The following is a 21178-nucleotide window of genomic DNA, read 5'->3' on the forward strand; positions in this document are numbered from 1 at the left end:
CCAGACGAGCTCAGGAAGTCACATGACCGACGCAGTGGACGCAGCAGTGGATAAGGCCGGTTCGGCGGATTCTGCGGAGATACCCGCATATGCCCCCTGGTCGGGGCACGTGCCGGCGCCCGAGCACCGCACGCCAGTGACCACCTACCGCCTCCAGCTGGGAGCAGGCCTCACCTTCGCCGACGCCAAGGCCCTGGTTCCATACCTGGCCGATCTCGGGGTCACCGACCTCTACCTCTCCCCGGTGCTGACGGCCGCGCCGGGCTCTACACACGGCTACGACGTCGTCGACCACCGCCGGATCTCCGCCGTCATGGGCGGACGCGACCAGCTGGAGTCCCTGTCCGCCGAGGCTCGGACTCATGGAATGGGCATCGTGGTGGACATCGTCCCCAACCATATGGCGGTCCCGACCCCAGGCTGGCACAACCTGCCCCTGTGGTCGGTACTGCGCGAGGGCCCGGACTCCCCCTACGCCGCCTGGTTCGACCTCTCCCTGGACGAGCCCATCCTCATGCCGATCCTGGGCAAGCGCATCGGCGCGGTCCTGGCCGACGAGGAGCTCACCCTGGAGCAGACGGTGGTTCCGGGGCAGGAGGACCTGGGTGAGCAGTGGGTACTGCGCTACTACGACCATGCCTTTCCCGTCGCGCAGGGGACCGAGTCCCTGCCGATGCACGTCCTCGTCGAGCGCCAGCACTACCGGCTGGCCTACTGGAAGGTCGGCGACGAGGAGATCAACTACCGGCGGTTCTTCGACGTGGGCACCCTGGCCGCGATCCGGGTGGAGGATCCCGATGTCTTCGCCGGCAGCCACTCCCTCATCCTGGAGCTCATGCAGGCCGGGGTCATCGGCGCCCTGCGGGTCGATCATCCCGACGGTCTGGCCGACCCCGGTGGCTACCTCACTCAGCTGGCCGACGCCACCGACGGAGCGTGGATCGCTGCGGAGAAGATCCTGGCGCCCGATGAGTCCCTGCCCACCTCATGGCCGGTGGCCGGAACCACCGGGTACGACGCCGCCTGGAGGATCGACCAGCTCCAGGTCGACCCCGCCGGCGCCGCCAGGCTGGGCGGGCTCATGCAAGAGCTCACCGGGGACGCGCCGGTGGACTACGACCGCATCGTGGAGGAGGCCAAGCGCGAGGTGATCGCCGGGTCGCTGGCCTCGGAGGTCGATCGTCTGGCCCGTGTTCTGGACTCTTTGACCTCCCAGGACGTCCGCCTGCGCGACCACACCCTGCGTGACCTGAGGGCCTGCGTCGTCGAGCTGCTCGTGGCCGCCGACCAGTACCGGGTCTACGTCGTACCGGGCACGCCTCCCAGCCCTGAGACGGCCGCCGTCCTTTACGCCGACGCCGAACGCGCCCGTCAGCGTCTTGAGCCGGACCAGGGTGAGACCCTCGACCTGGTAGTCGCCATTCTTCTGGGAGAACCAGTCGGGTCGGAGGGGTTGTCGGAGTCCTCAGAACGGGCCGAGGCCGTCATCCGCTTCCAGCAGGTGTGTGGGGCCGTTACCGCCAAGGGAGTGGAGGACACTGCCTTCTACCGCTGGACCCACCTGACCAGTCTCACCGAGGTGGGTGGTAACCCGGTCGGTTTCGCGCTGAGTGCCGACGAAGCCCACGCCTGGGCCGACCGGGTCCAGAACACCTGGCCCGACACGATGGTCACCTCCACGACCCATGACACCAAGCGCGGTGAGGACGTGCGCGCACGTTTGGACGTCCTGGCCTCCTACGCCGACGAGTGGAGCGACCTCGTCCACCGTCTACGAGCCATGACCGTCCAGGCCCGCCCTCTGGACCTCGACGGACGCAGCGAGAACCTGTTGTGGCAGACCCTGTGGGGCACGTGGATGCCCGACAGCGATGACCCGATGACCCCCGAGCGACTGAGCGCCTATCTCATCAAGGCCTCCCGGGAGCAGAAGTTCTGGACCACCTGGACCGCCCCGGACCTGGCCCGCGAGCAGGCCCTGACCGACTACGCCGCTCATCTGCTCAGCAATGCGGAGGTCGCGCGCGAGCTGGAGGACTTCGCGGTTCTGACGGCCAAGGCCGCACGCACCGCGATTCTCGCCAACAAGGCGCTGACCCTGACTTGGATAGGAGTCAGCGACATCTACCAGGGCAGCGAGACCACCCGTTCCTCCCTGGTCGACCCCGACAACCGCCGCCCGGTCGACTACACCGGGCCCGGTGGGCTCATCAGTCTCCTGGAGCGCCTCGACTCCGGTGCCACCCCGCGCAACCTCGACGAGGACAAGCTCTTCCTCACCTCGCGTCTGGCGCGCCTTCGCGCCTCAAGGCCCGACACCTTCGTCGGTCCCCGCTCGGGCTACCGGACGATCCCGGTGACGACCTCTTTCGCCTTCGCCTACGCCCGCCTGCTTGATGAGGTCCCCGATGTCGTCGTCATCATCAGGCGCCTGTCCAAGCGTCTTGAGCAGCTGGGCGGCTGGCGTGAGGAGAGCGTCGTCCTACCCGAGGGAGCATGGGAGGACGTCCTGCACGGCGGCACCGTGAAGGGCGGCAACCAGCCCCTGGCCGAGGTGGTCGGGGACGCACCGGTCGTCGTCCTGGCCAAGATCGTCTCTCAGCCCTCCACGACCGAGGCCGACCGTCCCGACCAGAACGCCCAGGAGGTCACCCCGTGAGCCCGACGCGCCGGACCTGGACCTCCCCCGCGCTTCCCGTAGGACCACGGGTACCAGTGTGGGCCCCCGACGCGCACACGGTCGAGCTGCACCTGCCGGGTGAGGAGCGTCTCGTCGACATGGTCCCGGTACCGGGCGGCTGGTGGACCGCTCCTTTCGACCTGGAGCCCGGCACCGACTACGCCTACCGCGTGGACGGCTCACCGAACCGTCCAGACCCTCGCAGCGCCCTGCAGCCCGACGGCGTCCACGGCCACTCGCGCACCGTGGACCCGGCCACCTGGCAGTGGACCGACCAGGACTGGGAGGGCAAGGACCTGCGAGGTTCGGTCATCTACGAGCTGCATGTGGGCACCTTCACCCCCGAGGGCACCCTGGACGCCGCCATCTCACGCCTGGACCACCTGGCCGAGCTGGGGGTCGATATCATCGAGCTCATGCCGCTGGCGGCATTTCCCGGCAAAACCGGCTGGGGCTATGACGGAGTGGCCCTGTGGGCCGTCCATGAGACCTACGGCGGCCCCGAGGCACTGGCCCGATTCGTCGACGCCGCCCACAGCACCGGTATTGGCGTGTGTCTCGACGTCGTCTACAACCACCTGGGCCCGTCGGGCAACTACCTCAGTGTCTTCGGCCCCTACTTCACCCAGGCGCACCATACGCCCTGGGGCGAGGCCGTCAACTACGACCACGACGGCAGCCAGCAGGTGCGCGCCTTCGTCATCGACTCCGCCCTGCGATGGCTGCGTGACTTCCACGTCGACGCCCTGCGCCTGGACGCCATCCACGAGATCAAGGACGACGCCGCGGCCGCCGACCCGCCCCAGCCGCACGTCCTGGCCGAGCTCTCCGACGCCGTGGCAGCGCTGTCCGCCGAGCTCTGCCGCCCCCTGAGCCTGGTGGCGGAGGCCGACCTCAACGACGTCGGCGTCATCACCCCCACCGACGAGCAGCCGCCGGCCAAGGCTCCGAGCCTGGGCATGACCGCCCAGTGGGCAGACGACGTCCACCACGCCCTGCACGCCCGTCTCACCGGCGAGACCCAGGGCTACTACGGAGACTTCGCCGAGGCCGGTGCCTGGGCCAAGGCCTACGGACGCGCCTTCCTCCACAACGGCACCTGGTCCACCTTCCGGGAGAGGAACTGGGGCGCGCCGGTGCCCGAGGACACCGATCCCCGGCGCTTCGTCGTCTTCGGATCCGATCATGACCAGATCGGCAACCGTGCCGTCGGCGACCGCCCCTCCACCAGCCTCGACGACGCCACCCTGGCGGCCACCGCCGCTCTGGTTCTCCTGTCCCCCTATACGCCGATGCTCTTCATGGGCGAGGAGTGGGGAACGCGCACCCCCTTCCAGTTCTTCACGGACCACGAGGAGGAGGACCTGGCCCGCAGCGTCAGTGAGGGCCGCGTCAGGGAGTTCGCCGGATTCGGCTGGGACGCCGACGAGATCCCCGACCCTCAGGCCGCCGAAACCGTCGACGCCTCGCGCCTGCGCTGGGATGAGCTGAACGAGGCCGAGCACATCCGCATGCTGGCCTGGTACCAGGCGCTGACCGCCCTGCGCCGCGATCTGACATGGTCCCAGCGCACCGCCTGGCCTCAGGTCGAGGATATCAACGGCGTGCTCACAGTGACCTACGAGGACATCGTCGTGGCGACCAACCTCTCCGGTCAGGAGCGTCCCGCTCCCGCCTTGACTACGGTGCTCCTGTCCTGGGACCCGGTCGATGACGCCGCACCGTCTCTGTCCTCCGGCCAGACGCTCATCGCGCGGCGGTGACGGGGCCCGCAGAAGGATGCACCGCGCACCGCCGCACCACGACTCAACCGATGCACATCCGTTCAGAAAGGCGGGCACCTCGTTGACACAATGCAACCCTCCGCGCGGCGTGGCTTCATGTGCCCGCCGCGGTAGCGCACTAGCGTGGCATCCGTGACTGTCAATGGTAGGCCGCGCCAGAACGAGGCAGGTGCCATCCCCGAACGATTCGAGGAAGCGCTCCTGTCTCTTCGTGACGCGCCCCGCCCACGCGGGCTCCTCATGGAAGAGATTCCCGCGCCCAGGAAGCTGGCCCCCTACTCCGCCGCGCTGACGGCCGAGACCGTGGAGACCGTCGGAGCCACTCCCCTGGCCACCGGGCGCTTCGTCGTCCTGTACGACCCCAACGGCCAGGACGCCTGGGACGGAGACTTCCGTGTCGTGATTCAGGCCCGCGCTCGTATCGACGACGAGGTCGGTATGGATCCCGTCTTCGAGTCCGCGGCCTGGAGCTGGCTCACCGACGGTCTCGAGGACTCCCGCGCCGGTTACCGGGCACTCGTGGGAACCGTCACCAGGGTCTTGTCGGAGACCTTTGGCGGACTGACTCTCACTGACTCCTGTGCCCACGCGGAGATCCGAGCCTCCTGGTCCCCTACGACCGCCCAGCTCGGCCCCCACCTGACCGCCTGGCACGAGCTTCTCCTGGTCGCCTCCGGCCATGAACCGGCGGCGGTCCACCCTCTCACCCTCGCCGGAGTCGCCAGGTGACGACCCGCGCAACCGACACTCTCCGCCCAGCCGTTTCCTCGGCCGTGCCGCGCCCAGCCGTACCCCCCGGGACGACGGACCATCCCATCAGTCCTCACGATGTCGTCGCCTACCCGCGTCCCCGGGACGGGCTGCCGGAAGTCATCAGCACGCCCAGTCAGCTGAGCCGAGCCGCCCGGGACCTGGCCGCCGGGCAAGGCCCTGTGGCCGTGGACGCCGAGCGGGCCTCCGGCTTCCGCTACGGGCAGGACGCCTATCTCGTGCAGCTCAGACGCGACGGCGTTGGCACTCTCCTCATCGACCCGGTCACCTGCGGCCCCCTGACGACCGAGCTGGCCGCCGTCCTCGACGGCCCGGAGTGGATCCTTCACGCCGCCGACCAGGACATTCCCTGCCTGACCGCACTCGGCCTGAGGTCCGCCTCACTGTTCGACACTGAGCTGGCCGCCCGGCTCCTGGGCCGCCAGCACGTGGGACTGGGCGCCGTCATCGAGGAGACCCTGGGACTGCGCCTGGCCAAGGACCACGCCGCAGCAGACTGGTCCACCAGGCCCCTGCCCGCCTCCTGGCTCATCTACGCCGCACTCGACGTCGAGCTTCTCATCGACCTGCGCGACGCCCTGGCCGCCGAGCTTGAGACAGACGGCAAGTCGCAGTGGGCCGCCCAGGAGTTCGAGCACGTACGGACCAGACCCGCCAGACCGGCCAAGATCGACCCGTGGCGCAAGACCCCACGAGCAGGAAGCGCCGTGCGCTCCCCCCGCTCGCTCGCCATCCTGCGCGAGCTGTGGCAGTCACGGGAGGAGCTGGCCGCCGAGCTCGACCGAACCCCCTCCAAGGTCCTGTCCCACCAGGCGCTGATCGCTGCTGCCGTGGCCCGGCCCCGCTCACGACGCAAGATGACCGGCCTCAAAGAATTCTCCTCCCGACAGGCGCGCCAGAACCAGGAGCGCTGGTGGCGGGCCATCGAACGCGCCCTGGAGCTACCCGACGACGAGCTGCCCTCCACTCGCGCCCCCATGGGCCCCGACGAGCTCCCCCACCCGCGCACCTGGCAGCGCCATCACGCAGAAGCCGCCAACCAGCTCAATCGCGTACGCGCAGCCGTCAGGCAGCGCGCCGAGGAGATCCGCGTCCCCCAGGAGCTGCTTCTGGCGCCGGGCTGCCAACGTCGTCTGGCCTGGGACCTCGGCGAGGAGATCGAGGCCGAGTGCACCCGGACTATGAGCACCCGGGAGATCAGTGAGCGCCTGGCTGCCATGGGCGCCAGGCCGTGGCAGATTGAGCAGGCCGCACCCGCCCTGGCGGCAGCACTGAGCTGAACAGGCCAACAGTCTTCGAACATGCGACGGTGTGCCATCCACCTTGGCAGTGGATGGCACACCGTCGTCTCTGTCTCCTCCGGTACCCGGCGGCCTCTGAGAGGCTCCGTGAGTCTCAGTGAACCTCAAAACCGTAGGAACGGAAGATCGCGCGAGTGGACTCCACGAGCTCCGGCTCCGGAGGCCTGGTGTCACGCAGCTGATACGTCAGGCCCAGAGCATCCCACTTATCGGTACCCATCTGATGGAAGGGCAGTACCTCAACGCGGCTGACCGAGCCCCAGCGCTCGATGATCCGAGCCACGTTGTGGACGTTCTCAGGATCGTCCGTCAGGTCTGGAACCAGAACGAACCGGGCCCAGATCTCGATCCCCTTGGCCGCCAGCCGATCGCCGAAGGTGATCGTCGGGGCCAGGGAGCGCCCCGTCACCCTCTTGTAGGTCTCCTCATCGCCGCTCTTGACATCGAGCAGGACCAGATCGATGTTGTCGAGCATCTCATCACTGGCATTGGCCCCCAGGAAACCGGAGGTGTCGATGCAGGTGTGGATGCCCATCTTCTTGGCACCGGACAGAAGCCTGCCCGCGAAGGCGGGCTGCATGAGAACCTCGCCGCCTGACAGCGTGATTCCGCCCTTGGACGCGCGGAACACTCCCCGGTAGCGGCGCATGCGGCGCAGAAGCTCCGAGGCCTCAACCGGCTCTCCGTCCTTCATGAGGAAGGTGTCGGGATTGTGGCAGTACAGACACCGCAGGGGACATCCATTGAGGAAGACGGTCATCCGGGTACCGGGGCCGTCCACCGCGGTGACGAGTTCCCAGGAGTGGATCGAGCCCAGCTCGCCCGCCCGCATCCGCGCCAGGCGCTCAGAGCGCTGAAGATCCGTCAGCTCCTCGAGCCCGCCGATACCCGCCCCGCGCAAACGGGCGGCCGGGGCCAGGAAGTCCTGGTCCCGACCGCCGTCGCGCACGGTCGTCGTGGTCTGCGTCATGGACCGCTCGCCGTGCTCCAGGGCTCAGGCCTGGGCGTGGAAGGTGCGGTGGAGGACGTCAAGCTGCTGCTCGCGAGTCAGCTTGACGAAGTTGACGGCGTAGCCGGAGACGCGAACGGTGAGGTTCGGGTAGTTCTCCGGGTGCTCCATCGCGTCCTCGAGGGTGTTGCGGTCCAGGACGTTGATGTTGGCGTGGTACAGGCCCTTGACGCCGCCGTTGTCCTGACGCTGTGCCTTCATGGAGGCGAGGCGCTCTTCGTACGTGGCCATGGTGGCCCCTTTCTGAGGTGGTGATACTGATGTGTGAGTAGTTGCTGCGGTGCGATCAGCCGGTTGAACGGCTGGATCAGATCTCGGCGCAGTCGTCGGGGACGAAGCCGGCGTCGAGGATGCCCACGAGGTTGGCGACGCGCTCGTCGAGCGTGCGTCCCAGCCCCTGGGGGGTGATCGTGTTGGTCAGCGAGATCCCGTCGAGGGCGTCGTTGTAGTCGAGCTTGCCGACACTGAGCATCGAGGCGACCATTCCGTGGGTGTCCATTCCGTTCTCCGGGTTGGCACCGGGAGAGAAGGGCGTGCCCTTCTGGTGTCCTGAGGGGAAGGAGCCCGTGGCCTTGCCGTAGACGACGTTGGAGGTGATGGTCAGCACCGACTGGGTCGGGATGGCATCCCGGTAGAAAGGCTGGGCCTTGATCTTGGACATGATCGTGTGGACCACGGTGGCGGCGATGTCGTCGGCGCGGTCGTCGTCGTTGCCGTAGATCGGGAAGTCGCCCTCGGTGACATAGTCGATCACCAGGCCGGTCTCGTCACGAACCGGGGTTACCTTGGCGTACTTGATGGCCGCCAGGGAGTCGGCCACAATCGACAGGCCCGCGATGCCGCAGCCCATGGTGCGCACGATGTCGGAGTCGTGCAGCGCCATCTCGATGGACTCATAGGCGTAGCGATCGTGGCAGTAGTGGATGATGTTGAGGGCCTCGACGTAGGTGGCCACCACCCAGTCGAGCATCTTCTCGTACCTGTCCCAGACGTCGTCGAAGTCGAGGGGGCCGTCACCCTCGACACCGGGCAGACCGGTGACGACCTGCTTACCGGTCATCTCGTCACGGCCGCCGTTGATGGCGTAGAGCAGTGCCTTGGCGGAGTTGACACGGGCGCCGAAGAACTGCATCTGCTTGCCCACGCGCATCGGCGACACGCAGCAGGCGATTGCGGCGTCATCACCCCAGTGCTCACGGATCTGCTCGTCAGCCTCGTACTGGATGGAGGAGGTCGTGATCGAGATGAGGGCGCAGAAGTCCTTGTAGCCCTGCGGCAGGTTCTCGTCCCAGAAGATCGTGATGTTCGGCTCCGGGGCGGGACCGAGGTTGCGCAGGGTCTGCAGCAGGCGGAAGGAGGTCTTGGTGACCAGGGCGCGACCGTCCTCACCGAAGCCGGCGTCTGACCAGGTGGCCCAGTAGGGGTCTCCGGAGAAGATCTGATCGTAGTCGATGGTGCGCAGGAAGCGCGTGATGCGCAGCTTCATGACGATGTTGTCGATGAGCTCCTGAGCACGGGTCTCGTCGATGACGCCGTTGCGCAGGTCCCGCTCGAAGTAGATGTCCAGGAAGGCCGAGAGCCGGCCGATGCTCATGGCGGCACCGTCCTGGGACTTCACGGAAGCCAGGTAGGCGAAGTACGTCCACTGGACGGCCTCGTGGGCGTTCTTGGCCGGGCCGGAGATGTCATAGCCGTAGGAGGCGGCCATGATCTTGAGCTTCTTGAGCGCCTTGATCTGCTCGGAGTGTTCCTCGCGGAATCGGGCCCAGTGCTCGGAGAAGGGCTTGTCGGCCACGGAGTCCTTGGCCTTCTGCTTCTCCTCGATGAGGAAGTCGACACCGTAGAGCGCCACGCGGCGGTAGTCGCCGATGATGCGGCCACGGCCGTAGGCATCGGGCAGACCGGTGATGATGTGGCTCGAGCGCGCCGCGCGGATGCGCGGGGTGTAGATGTCGAAGACCGCGTCGTTGTGGGTCTTGCGGTAGCGGGTGAAGATCTTCTTGACCTCGGGGTCGACCTCCTTGCCCGCCTCCTTGATGGCGGTCTCCACCATGCGCCAGCCGCCGTTGGGCATCATGGCGCGACGCAGCGGGGAGTCCGTCTGCAGACCAACGATGACGTCATCGTCCTCGCTGATGTAACCGGCCGGGAACGCGTCGATGTCGGCGGGAATATGGGTGTCGACGTCGAGGATGCGGACCTTGCGCTCCTCGGAGAGGTAGTCCTTCTCCAGGGTGTCCCACAGGCGCAGGGTCTTGTCCGTGGCGCCAGCGAGGAACGAGGCGTCACCGTCGTAGGGGGTGTAGTTACGCTGGATGAAGTCGCGGACGTCAATGTCCTCGGTCCACGGTCCGGTAACGAAGCCCTCCCAGGCGTCATTGCCGCTCACCGTGGTGGCAGATGTTGTGACCTCAGTGGTCATCCGTGCCCTCCTCGTGTGGGTGACCGGAGGGCCACCCGGTTGCGATCGCCCTTGTGAGGCGAGGCGGCACATCGGCGCGCCGTCGGTCTCAGACTAGAACTCCTGCGAGGCCTTGTGGGCCACTGGTCCCAAGAAGGTCCGGTGTGATGACTCACAGGCCAATCAGCACTACCCTAAACTAGGACATAAGTCCCTATCACTACCGTTCGGAAAGATGATCGTCGGCTGCGAGCAACGTTGCTCTACCTTCGGCGATATCGGCGAAGGAGAGTACGCCCTCAGGCTGTCGACCTGTCACAAGATTTAGGACAGGCGTCCCAGCAGCAGTCGGCTGCACGGTCGACAACCGGTGCGCCAGGAGCTGGACTTCATCGCTGCTGCGCGTCTACTCGGCCCCAAGGTCCCGGACGGCCGGCAAGCCGGCGACGCTGTCGGCCACGGTCCTGGCCGCCTCGGCGATATCGGCGGCCCGCATACCGAAGTCCTCCAGCAGCTCGGCTCGGGTGGCGGTGTCGATGAACTGACGCGGGATGCCGATGCGACGGAAGACCGGGGAGCCGGCCTCACCGGGGTGGGCGGCATGATGGTCCTCAACGGCATCACGCAGCTGGGACCCGATGCCGCCGTCGACCAGCCCGTCCTCGACCACGACGACGACGTCGGCCTCGGCGGCGGCCGCAACAAGAGGACGCGGGGCCGGAATGACCCAGTGCGGGTGCACCACGGTGGTACAGCGGCCCTCCTGCTGGAGGATCCGGCCGGCCTCGCAGGTCTCGGCGGCCATGACCCCGACCCCCACCAGCAGGATCGAGGAAGTATCGTATGGGCCGAGGCTCTCCAGCAGCACGTCGACGACGTCGAAGCTGCTGTCCTCTCCCCCCGCCTCATCCACCGGGGTGTCCGCCTCGGCACCCGCGTCGCACGGGCTCTTCTCAGCATCCTTCGGCCCGAGGCGGCGCACCACCGTCAGCGGCTCGAGCAGGGTGCCCTTGGGGTAGCGCACGACGGTTGGGGCGTCGTCGACGCTCACGGCCAGTCGCAGGCTGTCTCGCAGCGTCGTCTCGTCGCGAGGAGCGGCCAGGCGCAGGCCCGGGACGTGAGCCAGCAGCGCCATGTCCCACATGCCGTTGTGGCTGGCGCCGTCGGTTCCGGTGATTCCGGCCCGGTCCAGCACGATCGTCACTCCTGCGCGGTGCAGTGCGACGTCCATGAGCACCTGGTCGAAGGCACGGTTGAGGAAGGTGGCGTAGAGCGCCACCACAGGGTGCATGCCGGCGAACGCCAGCCCGGCTGAGAAGGTGAGCGCGTGCTGCTCGGCGATACCGACGTCGATGACCCGCTCCGGCATGGCGTCGGCCATGGGCTGGAGGCCGACGGGAGCCTGCATTGCCGCGGTGACCCCGACGATCCGATCGTCGCAGCGCGCCAGGGAGACGATCTCCTCGGCGAAGACGGAGGTCCATCCGAAGCGCTCGGCCACGACGGGCAGACCGGTCTCGGGATGGATCTGCCCCACGGCGTGGAAGCGGTCGGGGCCGTGCTCCTCGGCGGGGGTGTATCCGCGCCCCTTCTCGGTGATGACGTGGACGATGACCGGCTCGGCGTACTCGCGGGCCCGGGTGAGGGCGAACTCGATGGCGGTGATGTCGTGGCCGTCGACCGGCCCGGTGTACTTGATCCCCAGGTCCTCGAAGAAGGCCGAGGGGACGAGCACGTCCTTGAGCCCTCGTTTGAGACCGTGGAGAGCGTCGAAGGCGGCCCGGCCCGGGGCCCCCTGGGACAGGAGGGTGCGCTTGACCCCGGACAGGACGCGCTCGTAGCCGGGGTTGGTGCGCAGCGCGTCGAGGTGGTGGGCCAGTCCCCCGATGGTGGGTGCGTAGGAGCGGCCGTTGTCATTGACGACGATGACCAGGTGCCGGTCTGAGGAGTCGGCGATGTTGTCCAGGGCCTCCCAGGCCATGCCCCCGGTCATGGCTCCGTCGCCGATGACGGCGACGACGTGTCGCTCGTCGTGGCCCTGCAGGTGGTTGGCCCGGGCGATGCCGTCGGCCCAGGACAAGGAGGTGGAGGCGTGAGAGTTCTCCACGACGTCGTGGACGGACTCGGCCCGTGACGGGTAACCGGACAGCCCGCTCCGCTCACGCAGATGGGTGAAGTCCTGACGGCCGGTGAGCAGCTTGTGGACGTAGGCCTGATGACCAGTGTCGAAGACGATGGTGTCCCGCGGTGAGCGAAAGGTGCGGTGCAGGGCGATCGTCAGCTCCACGACACCGAGGTTGGGACCCAGGTGACCGCCGGTGCGCGCCACCGAGGCGACGAGGTGACGGCGGATCTCGGCCGCGAGCGCCACCAGCTCGTCACTGGTGAGGCGGTTGAGGTCGGCGGGCTTTCGCACAGAGGACAGGAGTGCTCTGCCGGTCTGCTCGGCGGGCCGACCAGTGTGCCCATCTGCTGGCACGGTTGCTGGCACGGTGAGTCTCCTTGTCGAGGTGGTGAGTTGTCGTTCATGCGTGAGTGCGTTGACGGCAACCGGTGGGCGGGGTGTGCCGGTAGGGCATCCGGCAAAGAGTAGCCGGTGAGCACGCAGGTCGTTTCCCCGACATTGTCCATGCTGTCTGTGCGCCGTTGTTTTTCCTGGCACCGCCGTTCATGGGCGGCCTTCAGCATAGGGCGATCCTGACCATCGTGCGATCACCTGTCACGCGGGTCACGGATGAGCACGTACTGTATGCCCTGACCGTCGGGACCGTTCGCGCCCGCCGGCCCGCGGCGTCGCTCCCGATCGCCCGATCGCCCTCAGGACAGCCTTCCAGGAGGAACCATGAGCACCACAGCCCCTTTCGGCACCTGGCCCTCGCCCATCACTCCAGGCACGATCACGACCCGGACGGTTCTGCTGTCCCAGGTCCGCGTGGACGGTGGCGACACCTACTGGGTGGAGCAGCGCGCCTCTCAGGCCGGGCGCAACGTCCTGCTGCGCCGTGACGGCGACGGTCAGACCGGTGAGGTGCTTCCGCTGACGCCGGCCGATGAACTGGTCGATGTACGCACCCGGGTGCACGAGTACGGTGGGCGAGCGTACGCCGTCGACGGCGGGATCATCGTGGTCTCCCACGCCGGTGACGGGCGTCTGTACCGCTACGACGTGGCGCACCGCCTTCGCGGTCTGGTGCCGTTGACGATCTACGGCGACGTGCGTCACGGCGACCTGGAGATCGACACGGGGCGGGGCCTGGTCTACGCGGTCCGCGAGGACCACCGTGGTGAGGGCGAGGCCGTCAACACTCTGGTGGCGATTCCACTTGACGGCTCGGCGGCGCGAGATGACTCGCGTGTGCGCACGCTGGTATCGGGGACGGACTTCGTGGTCGCTCCGACGCTATCACCCGACGGTGAGCACCTGGCCTGGGTCACCTGGGACCACCCGGGGATGCCGTGGGACAACGCCGCCCTGCACGTGGGCGATCTGGGTCCGGACGGGACGATCGGTGAGCAGGCGCTGGTGGACGGCGGGGACGGGCACTCGGTCTCAGAGCCCCGGTGGACAGAGGAGTGCGAGCTCGTCCACGGCTCGAACGCCTCCGGCTTCTGGAACCTCTACCGCACCGAGGGCTTCCCGGGGCGCGGCACCAACCGCACGGGCTGGTCGAAGAACCTGCGCACCCGGCCGCTGCACCCGGCCGAGGCCACCTTCACCACCCCCGCCTGGCAGCTGGGCCCGCACTCCTTCGACGTGCTCGACGCCGACCACATCATCACCACCTGGGCCCGGGACGCGGTGTCCCACCTGGGGACCATCAAGCTCGCCAACGGTGAGCTCGAGGAGTGGAACGTGGGCTGGCAGCCAATCGGTAACGTGGCCTCCAGCGCCGGTCGCGTCGTCATGCTGGCCTCCAACGAGATGGCGATGCCGAGCATCGTGGAGGTCAAGAACGGCGCGGTGCAGGTGCTGCGAGGCTCGGGCGAGTTCGAGCCCGAGGGCATCGGGGTCTCCTTCCCCAACCCGGTCTCCTGGCCCACGAGCGACGGCGCGACCGCCCATGGCTTCTACTACCCGCCGACGTCCGCCTCCCACGTGGGGGGCGAGGGCGAACTGCCTCCCCTCATCGTCAACGTCCACGGGGGCCCGACGGCGACGGCCGTGCCCGGCTACGACCTAAGGATCCAGTACTGGACCAGTCGGGGCTTCGCCTACCTCGACGTCAACTACCGCGGTTCCATGGGCTACGGAACGGGTTATCGCAAGGCCCTGGAGGGCAAGTGGGGCATTTATGACGTCGACGACTGCGTCAGTGGCGCCCAGCACCTGGTGGACGCCGGGCTCGTGGACCCTCGACGTCTCGCGATCCGCGGCGGGTCGGCCGGTGGCTTCACGGTGCTGTCGGCCATCACTCGCTCCACGGTGTTCACGGCGGCCAGCTCCTGCTTCGGGGTGACCGACCTCAAGAGGCTGGTGCGTACGACCCACAAGTTCGAGTCGCACTACATCGGCCAGCTCATGGGGACCCAGGACATCGATGACCCGGTCCTGGACGAGCGCAGCCCCATCAACCACATCGAGGACATCGGCGTGCCGCTGCTGCTCATCCAGGGCTCGGAGGACCCAATCGTCCCGCCGGAGCAGGCCACGGCCATGTATGAGGCCCTCAAGACCGCCGGCGCCCCGGTGGCCCTGGAGATCTTCCAGGGAGAGGGCCACGGCTTCCGCCTGGCCACGAACATTCGTCGCCGTTACGAGGCCGAGCTGAGCTTCTACCGTCAGGTGTGGAGCATCGGCTCCTCCTGCTCCGAGGCTGAGCAGCGCGGCGAGGAGGACACCTTCATGGTCAAGGTGGAGAACCTGCGCTGATGGATCACGCCTGGAAGAGGATGTCCCAGCCCCTGTTGCGGCGTACGGGCAGCCTCTTCCGTCATCATCGCCTCGGGCTCTACATCCTGGCAGTGCTGGTGGGGCTCACCTCGGGTCTGGGAGCTGTGCTGTTCCGAATGGGGATCGACACCTGGTCCCAGCTGCTCACCGGGGCCGATGACTACACCGTCTCCATGGGTCCCTCGGTGGGCTCGCTGGCGGCGCTCGGCGCGTGGTTCGTCCTCGTCGCCCCCGTCCTCTCAGGCCTCATCGTGGGTCCGCTCATGTCCCGGCTGGGCCACACGCCCACAGGCCACGGGGTGGCCGGTATCATCTGGTCCACGAGACACGGAAACGGCACGATGGCGCCGATCCCCGCCTTGGCGATGACGACGTCGTCGGCCCTGACGATCGGCGGCGGCGGCTCGGTGGGCCCCGAGGGACCGATCGCAGAGCTGGGGGCCTCCACGGCGAGCGTCATCGGCAGGGGGCTGGGCCTGCCGAGACTTCCGGTGCGCTACCTGGCATCCGCCGGCACCGCCGCCGGGATCGCGGCGGCCTTCAACGCTCCGCTGGCGGGGGCCTTCTTCGCCCTGGAGGTCATTCTCATGGGCTTCAGCGCCGACGCCTTCATCGTCATCGTCCTGGCTTGCGTGTCCTCAACGGTCCTTTCCCACCACCTGCTGGGCACGACCCTGTCGCTGTCGCTTCCCTACCTGGACCTGTCCGGGGACGCCCAGCTGGGGTGGGTCGCCCTGCTGGGCGTGGTGGGTGGGGGCGTCGGCATCGGCTTCATGCGCCTTCGTTTCATCGTGCTCGACGTCCTGACCCGCGCCTGGCAGCGGCTGGGCGTCCCGATCTGGGCGCGCCCCGGCATCGGGGGCCTGGCCGTCGGCACCGTCCTGCTCGTCCTGCCTGAGATGTACGGGGAGTCCTCGGCGGCGCTCAACCGGGCTCTGGCGGGCCGCTACACGCTGACGCTGCTGCTGATGCTGTGCGCAGCCAAGATGCTCGCGACCTCGATGACGCTGGGAATGGGGTTCGTCGGAGGAGTGTTCGCCCCGTCCCTGTTCATCGGCGGGACGCTCGGGGCGGCCTTCGGCACCCTGGTGGCGCCCAGCTACGCTCCGGCAGCCGGGGTCTTCGGGGTGATCGGAATGGGAGCGGTGTTCGCCGGCGCGGCTCGCGCTCCGATGACGGCGGTCCTGCTCATCATCGAGATGACCGGCCAGCACGCGCTGCTGCTGCCCCTCATGCTGGCCACAGTGCTGGCTACCTTCGCCAGCCGTTTCCTGTCGCGCGGCACACTGTTCACTGAGGAGCTGCGCCGTCGCGGTGAGGACGTCGAGGACCCGATGACCACGACTCTCCTGGGACGTACCCGCGCCTCCCGGCTCATGGTGGACCCGCCCGCCACGGTCGAGGCCACGACGTCGCTGCGTGAGGCGGCCGAGCTCATGAGCCGGCACGGTCTGTCGGCCCTGCCGGTGGTCACAGTGCGGGCGGATGACGTCCGTGAGCTGCTCGGCTGTGTGACCGCCGCGCAGGTCGTCGGCGCTCTCCTCTGCGAGGAGAGCGCCGACGTCGGGGACGGTTCCCGCCCCGCAGCCACGGTGGCGGACCTTCCTCTGGTCTCCGAGCGTCTGTCCTGCCAGGCCGAGGCGACCGACGTGCTCGAGGCTCTGACCCGCAGCCGGATGGAGGGACTCCCGGTGGTGGGACGGGCATCGGGCCCGGGCAGTGATCGTCAACAGGATCAGCCGGACGAGCAACTGGTGGGCTGGGTGCACCAGCGGATCGTCGTCGAACGGATCTACGAGGTCCAGGCGCGGGCTCGGGCCGCAGCGGCCACCTACACCTCGCTGGGCTCCCGGCTGCAGGACAGGTGGCACACCCGTCCCGTTCCCCGGCGCAGGATCAGCAGAGTCGCCCGGATCAGCACGCGCCGCCTCCGACGCCGGTGAGGCAGACGCCGCACGAGGCCGCTGAGGGCTCAACCACTCCCCTACCTCTCCTCGCCGGGCTCTGAAGCTGCCCCATTGCCGGTGTCGCCGGGGCCTAGGCTCCATTAGCATCATTGGTCCGGGAGCTCTTGAGACCACGGCTCTCCTGGACCGCCCGGGCCTTCTCGGTGAAGCTCTCGGAGAGGGAGTCGGACAGCTCGGTGATGCGCTCGGCGTTGGCCACGATGCGTCGAGGGTCGGACATCCACATCCATGCAGCGGCCACCACCGGGAGGATCGCGGGCAGGTACCACCGGGATCGCCCCCAGTGGGCCCACACCGACGCGTTGAGGTCTGCAGGCGTGGGTGAAGGGCTCGTCATCGTCAGGACACCGATGAGCACCGCCATGGTGGCCAGCGCCCCCAGGCACATCCAACCGATGTTGCGCATGCGGCGCCCGTTGTGGGCCACGCAGACGGCCAGAAGGACGTACAGGCCACCTCCCAGGAGGTTGAAGGCCCATATCGCGGGCGCCTCACCGGGGCTTCGAACCAGGGCGGTCAGGGCCGGGATGAGGACTGTCGCCCCGAAGACGGCGAAGACGCCGACCAGGATCCGCCCCCACCCGTAGGCGGGACGCCGAGTGTCCTGAACCGGGCGTACCGATGAGCGCTCGTCCATGAGGAACGACCTTTCCACGTGATGACCTCCGGCACGCGCGGCGCCGGCTCAGCCTCCGACCGATGCCAGAACGTTACTATTCACAACGTGAGCACCATTAAGTTGACCAAGTCCCTGAACGCACACGCCTCGGTGGACGATGACCGTAAGGATACCGACCTCAGCAATCAGGCCGAGGTCGACACGGTCGATGAGACCGAGGACTCCGAGACCACCGGGGCCGGGGGCCGGACCGGCTCGACAGGCGCCGGGCAGGGCGCTGCGTCGGGCACCGGGGGCACCAAGGATGACACGCAGGCGCGTGAATCGGACGACGGCCAGAAGGACCAGGAGGACAACGCCGACGGCACAGCCGACACGGCCGGCGCAGCAGGCAGCTCGTCAGACTCCTCAACGGGCGCTGCGTCCGACACTCCCGCCGGCAGTGAGCCGGCCGCTGACGTCCTCGTCCTGGCGGCGGCGCCGGGCAGGGACGGCGCCGAGGCTCCCGAGATCCTCCTGGAAGGCCTGGAGTCTCCTTCCAGCGACGCTCTGGAGGGCCTGGACATCGATGCTCTCGTGGCCCTGCTGCCTTCTCTGGGCTTCTCGGGCACTCAGGACTCGGTGGTGCGCCTGCCGGCCCCAGCGGTCACCACCACGAGTTACCACGGACCGACAACGATTCTTGTCGTCGGCGTCGGAACGGGGTGGGCCGATACCGATCCGCTTGCCGTCACCGCCGACGACGAGGCCGCCCTGGGCTACGACCAGACGGGTCTGCTGCGTCGGGCCGCCGGACGCGCCACCCGGGCGCTGGCCGGAACCGACTCCGCGGTGCTGGCTCTGCCCACGCTCTCCGAGGAGCAGCTCGCCGCCGTCGCACACGGGGCGGCCCTGGGCGCCTACTCCTGGAAGGCGACGAAGAACGAGGACCGTCCGGGACAGGACTCCTCTCCCAAGCAGACCTCTCCACTGACGAGCATCTCCGTCGTCTCCCCCCTGGCCGACACTCCGGAGGGGCAGGAGACCTTGACCGCAGCCCTGGCCCTGGCCGAGGCCACGGCCATGACCCGCGACCTCGTCAACGAGCCACCGAACCGTCTGACGCCGGAGGTCTTCGCGGAGAGGGCCCGCTCAGCCGGGCAGGAGGCCGGGCTGCGGGTCGAGGTCTGGGACGCCCCGGCCCTGATCGAGCAGGGATTCGGCGGGATCCTCGGGGTGGCTCAGGGCTCGGTGCACCCGGCACGCCTGGTCCGCCTGGAGTGGGTGCCACCGCACACCGCCACGGGGGCTGCGAGCCGGACAGGCCCGCAGGCCGAGGACGATGCCGACCCGACCCGCCCCAAGCACATCGCGCTCATCGGCAAGGGCATCACCTTCGACTCCGGAGGGCTGTCCCTCAAACCGGCTGCATCCATGCCGGAGATGAAGTCCGACATGGCCGGCGCCGCCACCGTGCTGGGCACCGCCATCACGGCCGCGCGTCTGGCGCTGCCGATCCGCGTGACCGCCTGGCTAGCGCTGGCGGAGAATATGCCGGGGGCCGACGCCCAGCGCCCCAGCGACGTCGTCACGATGTTCGACGGCACCACCGTGGAGGTGACCAACACCGATGCCGAGGGGCGCCTGGTCATGGCCGACGCCCTGGCTCGGGCAGTCACGGAGGAGCCCGACGCGGTCCTGGACGTGGCCACCCTGACCGGGGCGCAGATCGTTGCCCTGGGCGACCACGTGGCCGCCGTCATGGGGACACCTGACCTTCGTGAGGAGGTCGTGGCCGCGGCCCAACGGGCCGGAGAGTCCTTCTGGCCGATGCCTCTGCCCGCGCACCTGCGCGCGACCCTGGACTCCCCCTTCGCCGACCTGCGCAACACCAAGGTCGGTTCCCGAGCCGGCGGGATGCTCTCGGCGGGACTGTTCCTACGCGAGTTCGTGGGACGTCGGCCGTGGGCGCACCTCGACATCGCCGGCCCCGCCTACAACGACTCCGCCCCGTGGGGACTGACACCGACAGGCGGCACGGGGATGGGTGTCTCCACCCTAGTCGAGCTGCTCCGTTCACTGTCCGCCGAGGTCAGCATCCTTTCTTGAGCTGCTCACCTGCTGACGACGGGCTGGCGGGGTCTGCGCCGCAGCTCCTGGCGTAGACCCGCCGGCCCGTTGTCGGCACCACCCACACACAGTGATGCGTATCACCCCGTTTTCAGGACTCTAGTCCCTAAACAGCAACACCCCTGGCTCCTGTGCGCCCTCTTCAGGTGGAAGAATGGCCCCGTGCCGAGCCGCCCCATAAGGGCGTCGTGACCAACCAACAAGGAGTGAGTTCGTGACAGAGACCGTCTACGACATGGTCATCCTGGGCGCGGGATCAGGGGGCTACGCCGCCGCCCTGCGCGGCGCCCAGCTGGGCCTCAAGGTCGCCCTCATCGAGGCCGACAAGCTGGGAGGCACCTGCCTCCACCGCGGCTGCGTACCCACCAAGGCCCTGCTGCACGCCGCCGAGACCGCTGACGCCGTGCGCGAGGCCGCCACGGTCGGTATCAAGGCCGCCTTCGAGGGCGTGGACATGCCGGGTGTCCAGAAGTACAAGAACAGCATCGTCTCGCGGATGCACAAGGGGCTTGAGGGCCTGGTCTCCTCGCGGGGCATCGATCTGATCCAGGGCTGGGGGCGCCTGGTGGCTGCCGACGCCGTCGAGGTTGACGGCCGTCGCATCACCGGCCGCAACGTGGTCCTCGCCTCCGGCTCCTACTCCAAGACCATCGGGCAGGAGATCTCCGGGGGCGTCATCACCTCCGAGGAAGCCCTGGAGATGGACCATGTCCCCGCCTCTGCGGTGATCCTGGGCGGGGGCGTCATCGGTGTCGAGTTCGCCTCGGCCTGGGCCTCCATGGGCAGCCAGGTCACCATCATCGAGGGGCTCCCTCACCTGGTCCCCAACGAGGACGAGGCGATCTCCAAGCAGCTCGAGCGCGCCTTCCGCAAGCGCAAGATCACCTTCCGTACCAACACGATGTTCGAGTCGGTCGAGCGCCGCGACGGCGGCGTCACGGTGCGCACCCAGGACGGCAAGACCCACGAGGCCGAGGTCCTTCTCATCGCCGTGGGCCGCGGACCGGCGACCGCTAACCTGGGCTATGAGGAGGTCGGGGTCTCCATGGACCGCGGCTTCGTCCTGGCCGACGAGTACGGCCGCACCAACGTCCCCGGCGTATGGGCCGTGGGCGACATCGTCCCCGGCGTCCAGCTCGCCCACCGCGGCTTCGCCCAGGGCATCGTCGTGGCGGAGAAGATCGCGGGCCTGGACCCGACTCCGGTCGACGACATCCTGGTCCCTAAGGTCACCTTCTGCGAACCTGAGATCGCCTCTGTGGGACTGTCCGAGGCGAAGGCTGCTGAGACCCATGGCAAGGACAACATCACCACCGCCGAGTTCAACGTGGCCGGGAACGCCAAGAGCCAGATCCTGGGGACCCAGGGCTTCGTCAAGCTCGTCTCCCTCAAGGACGGCCCCATCCTGGGCTTCCACGCCATCGGTGCCCGCATGGGAGAGCAGGTCGGAGAGGGCCAGCTGATGGTGTCCTGGGAGGCGGACGCCAACGACGTTGCCTCCCTGGTCCACGCCCACCCCACCCAGAACGAGACCCTCGGCGAGGCCGCCATGGCACTCGCCGGCAAGCCGCTGCACAACCACGGCTGATCCAGCTAGACAAGAGTAAGGAAGACAGCAATGTCCGAGTCCGTGAAGATGCCCGCTC

At 68.3% G+C, this 21178-nt stretch carries 13 protein-coding genes; 8 read left to right on the plus strand and 5 right to left on the minus strand.

What is annotated here, in order from left to right; all coding sequences use genetic code 11:
• Positions 1–22 precede the first annotated feature (22 nt).
• From treY to HMPREF9056_RS05250, 4 genes are all read left to right on the plus strand, one after another.
• A complete protein-coding gene (treY, locus tag HMPREF9056_RS05235) occupies positions 23–2659 on the plus strand; it encodes a malto-oligosyltrehalose synthase (RefSeq protein WP_009403493.1) in 2637 nt (878 codons plus the stop codon).
• Positions 2656–4443, plus strand: coding sequence for a malto-oligosyltrehalose trehalohydrolase (gene treZ, locus HMPREF9056_RS05240; RefSeq protein WP_034513920.1), 1788 nt, complete (start codon positions 2656–2658; stop codon positions 4441–4443). Before treY ends, treZ begins: the two co-directional genes overlap by 4 nt.
• A gap of 144 nt (positions 4444–4587) precedes the next feature.
• Positions 4588–5193 (plus strand): DUF3000 domain-containing protein, encoded by a 606-nt coding sequence (locus tag HMPREF9056_RS05245; RefSeq protein ID WP_034513922.1) that lies wholly within the window; start codon positions 4588–4590, stop codon positions 5191–5193.
• 44 nt (positions 5194–5237) lie between these two features.
• A complete protein-coding gene (locus tag HMPREF9056_RS05250) occupies positions 5238–6515 on the plus strand; it encodes an HRDC domain-containing protein (RefSeq protein WP_087942195.1) in 1278 nt (425 codons plus the stop codon).
• A 115-nt stretch (positions 6516–6630) separates the two neighbouring features.
• Here the strand turns inward: HMPREF9056_RS05250 and pflA are convergent, their stop codons facing one another.
• The 4 genes from pflA to dxs all read right to left on the minus strand — a co-directional run bounded on the left by pflA (position 6631) and on the right by dxs (position 12425).
• Positions 6631–7506 carry a pyruvate formate-lyase-activating protein gene (gene pflA, locus HMPREF9056_RS05255; RefSeq protein WP_009403500.1) on the minus strand — a complete coding sequence of 292 codons (876 nt, stop codon included), beginning with the start codon at positions 7504–7506 and terminating at the stop codon, positions 6631–6633.
• A 24-nt stretch (positions 7507–7530) separates the two neighbouring features.
• Positions 7531–7776, minus strand: coding sequence for an autonomous glycyl radical cofactor GrcA2 (grcA2, locus tag HMPREF9056_RS05260; protein ID WP_003785767.1), 246 nt, complete (start codon positions 7774–7776; stop codon positions 7531–7533).
• A 76-nt stretch (positions 7777–7852) separates the two neighbouring features.
• A complete protein-coding gene (gene pflB / locus HMPREF9056_RS05265) occupies positions 7853–9967 on the minus strand; it encodes a formate C-acetyltransferase (protein WP_009403503.1) in 2115 nt (704 codons plus the stop codon).
• 385 nt (positions 9968–10352) lie between these two features.
• Positions 10353–12425 carry a 1-deoxy-D-xylulose-5-phosphate synthase gene (gene dxs, locus HMPREF9056_RS05270; RefSeq protein ID WP_050793002.1) on the minus strand — a complete coding sequence of 691 codons (2073 nt, stop codon included), beginning with the start codon at positions 12423–12425 and terminating at the stop codon, positions 10353–10355.
• Between the two features lie 363 nt (positions 12426–12788).
• Here dxs and HMPREF9056_RS05275 point away from each other — a divergent pair, with 363 nt between their 5' ends.
• The gene (locus tag HMPREF9056_RS05275) at positions 12789–14816 is read left to right on the plus strand and encodes a S9 family peptidase (RefSeq protein WP_009403509.1); all 2028 of its coding nucleotides are present in this window, start codon (positions 12789–12791) and stop codon (positions 14814–14816) included.
• Positions 14816–16780: a chloride channel protein gene (locus tag HMPREF9056_RS05280; protein ID WP_009403511.1), complete on the plus strand. Its 1965-nt coding sequence runs from the start codon at positions 14816–14818 to the stop codon at positions 16778–16780. Before HMPREF9056_RS05275 ends, HMPREF9056_RS05280 begins: the two co-directional genes overlap by 1 nt.
• A gap of 94 nt (positions 16781–16874) precedes the next feature.
• On the opposite strand, the gene HMPREF9056_RS05285 is transcribed toward HMPREF9056_RS05280, so the two are convergent.
• Positions 16875–17441 (minus strand): hypothetical protein, encoded by a 567-nt coding sequence (locus HMPREF9056_RS05285; RefSeq protein WP_009403513.1) that lies wholly within the window; start codon positions 17439–17441, stop codon positions 16875–16877.
• A 21-nt stretch (positions 17442–17462) separates the two neighbouring features.
• On the opposite strand from HMPREF9056_RS05285, the gene HMPREF9056_RS05290 reads away from it, so the two are divergent.
• Together HMPREF9056_RS05290 and lpdA are read left to right on the plus strand one after the other, a co-directional pair.
• Entirely contained in the window at positions 17463–19511 is a 2049-nt protein-coding gene (locus HMPREF9056_RS05290) for a leucyl aminopeptidase (RefSeq protein WP_009403515.1), read from the plus strand.
• A gap of 235 nt (positions 19512–19746) precedes the next feature.
• The gene (lpdA, locus tag HMPREF9056_RS05295; protein WP_009403522.1) at positions 19747–21120 is read left to right on the plus strand and encodes a dihydrolipoyl dehydrogenase; all 1374 of its coding nucleotides are present in this window, start codon (positions 19747–19749) and stop codon (positions 21118–21120) included.
• Positions 21121–21178: the final 58 nt, after the last annotated feature.

Origin of the sequence: Actinomyces sp. oral taxon 170 str. F0386, from assembly GCF_000195595.1 — a bacterium.
Lineage (GTDB): Bacteria > Actinomycetota > Actinomycetes > Actinomycetales > Actinomycetaceae > Actinomyces.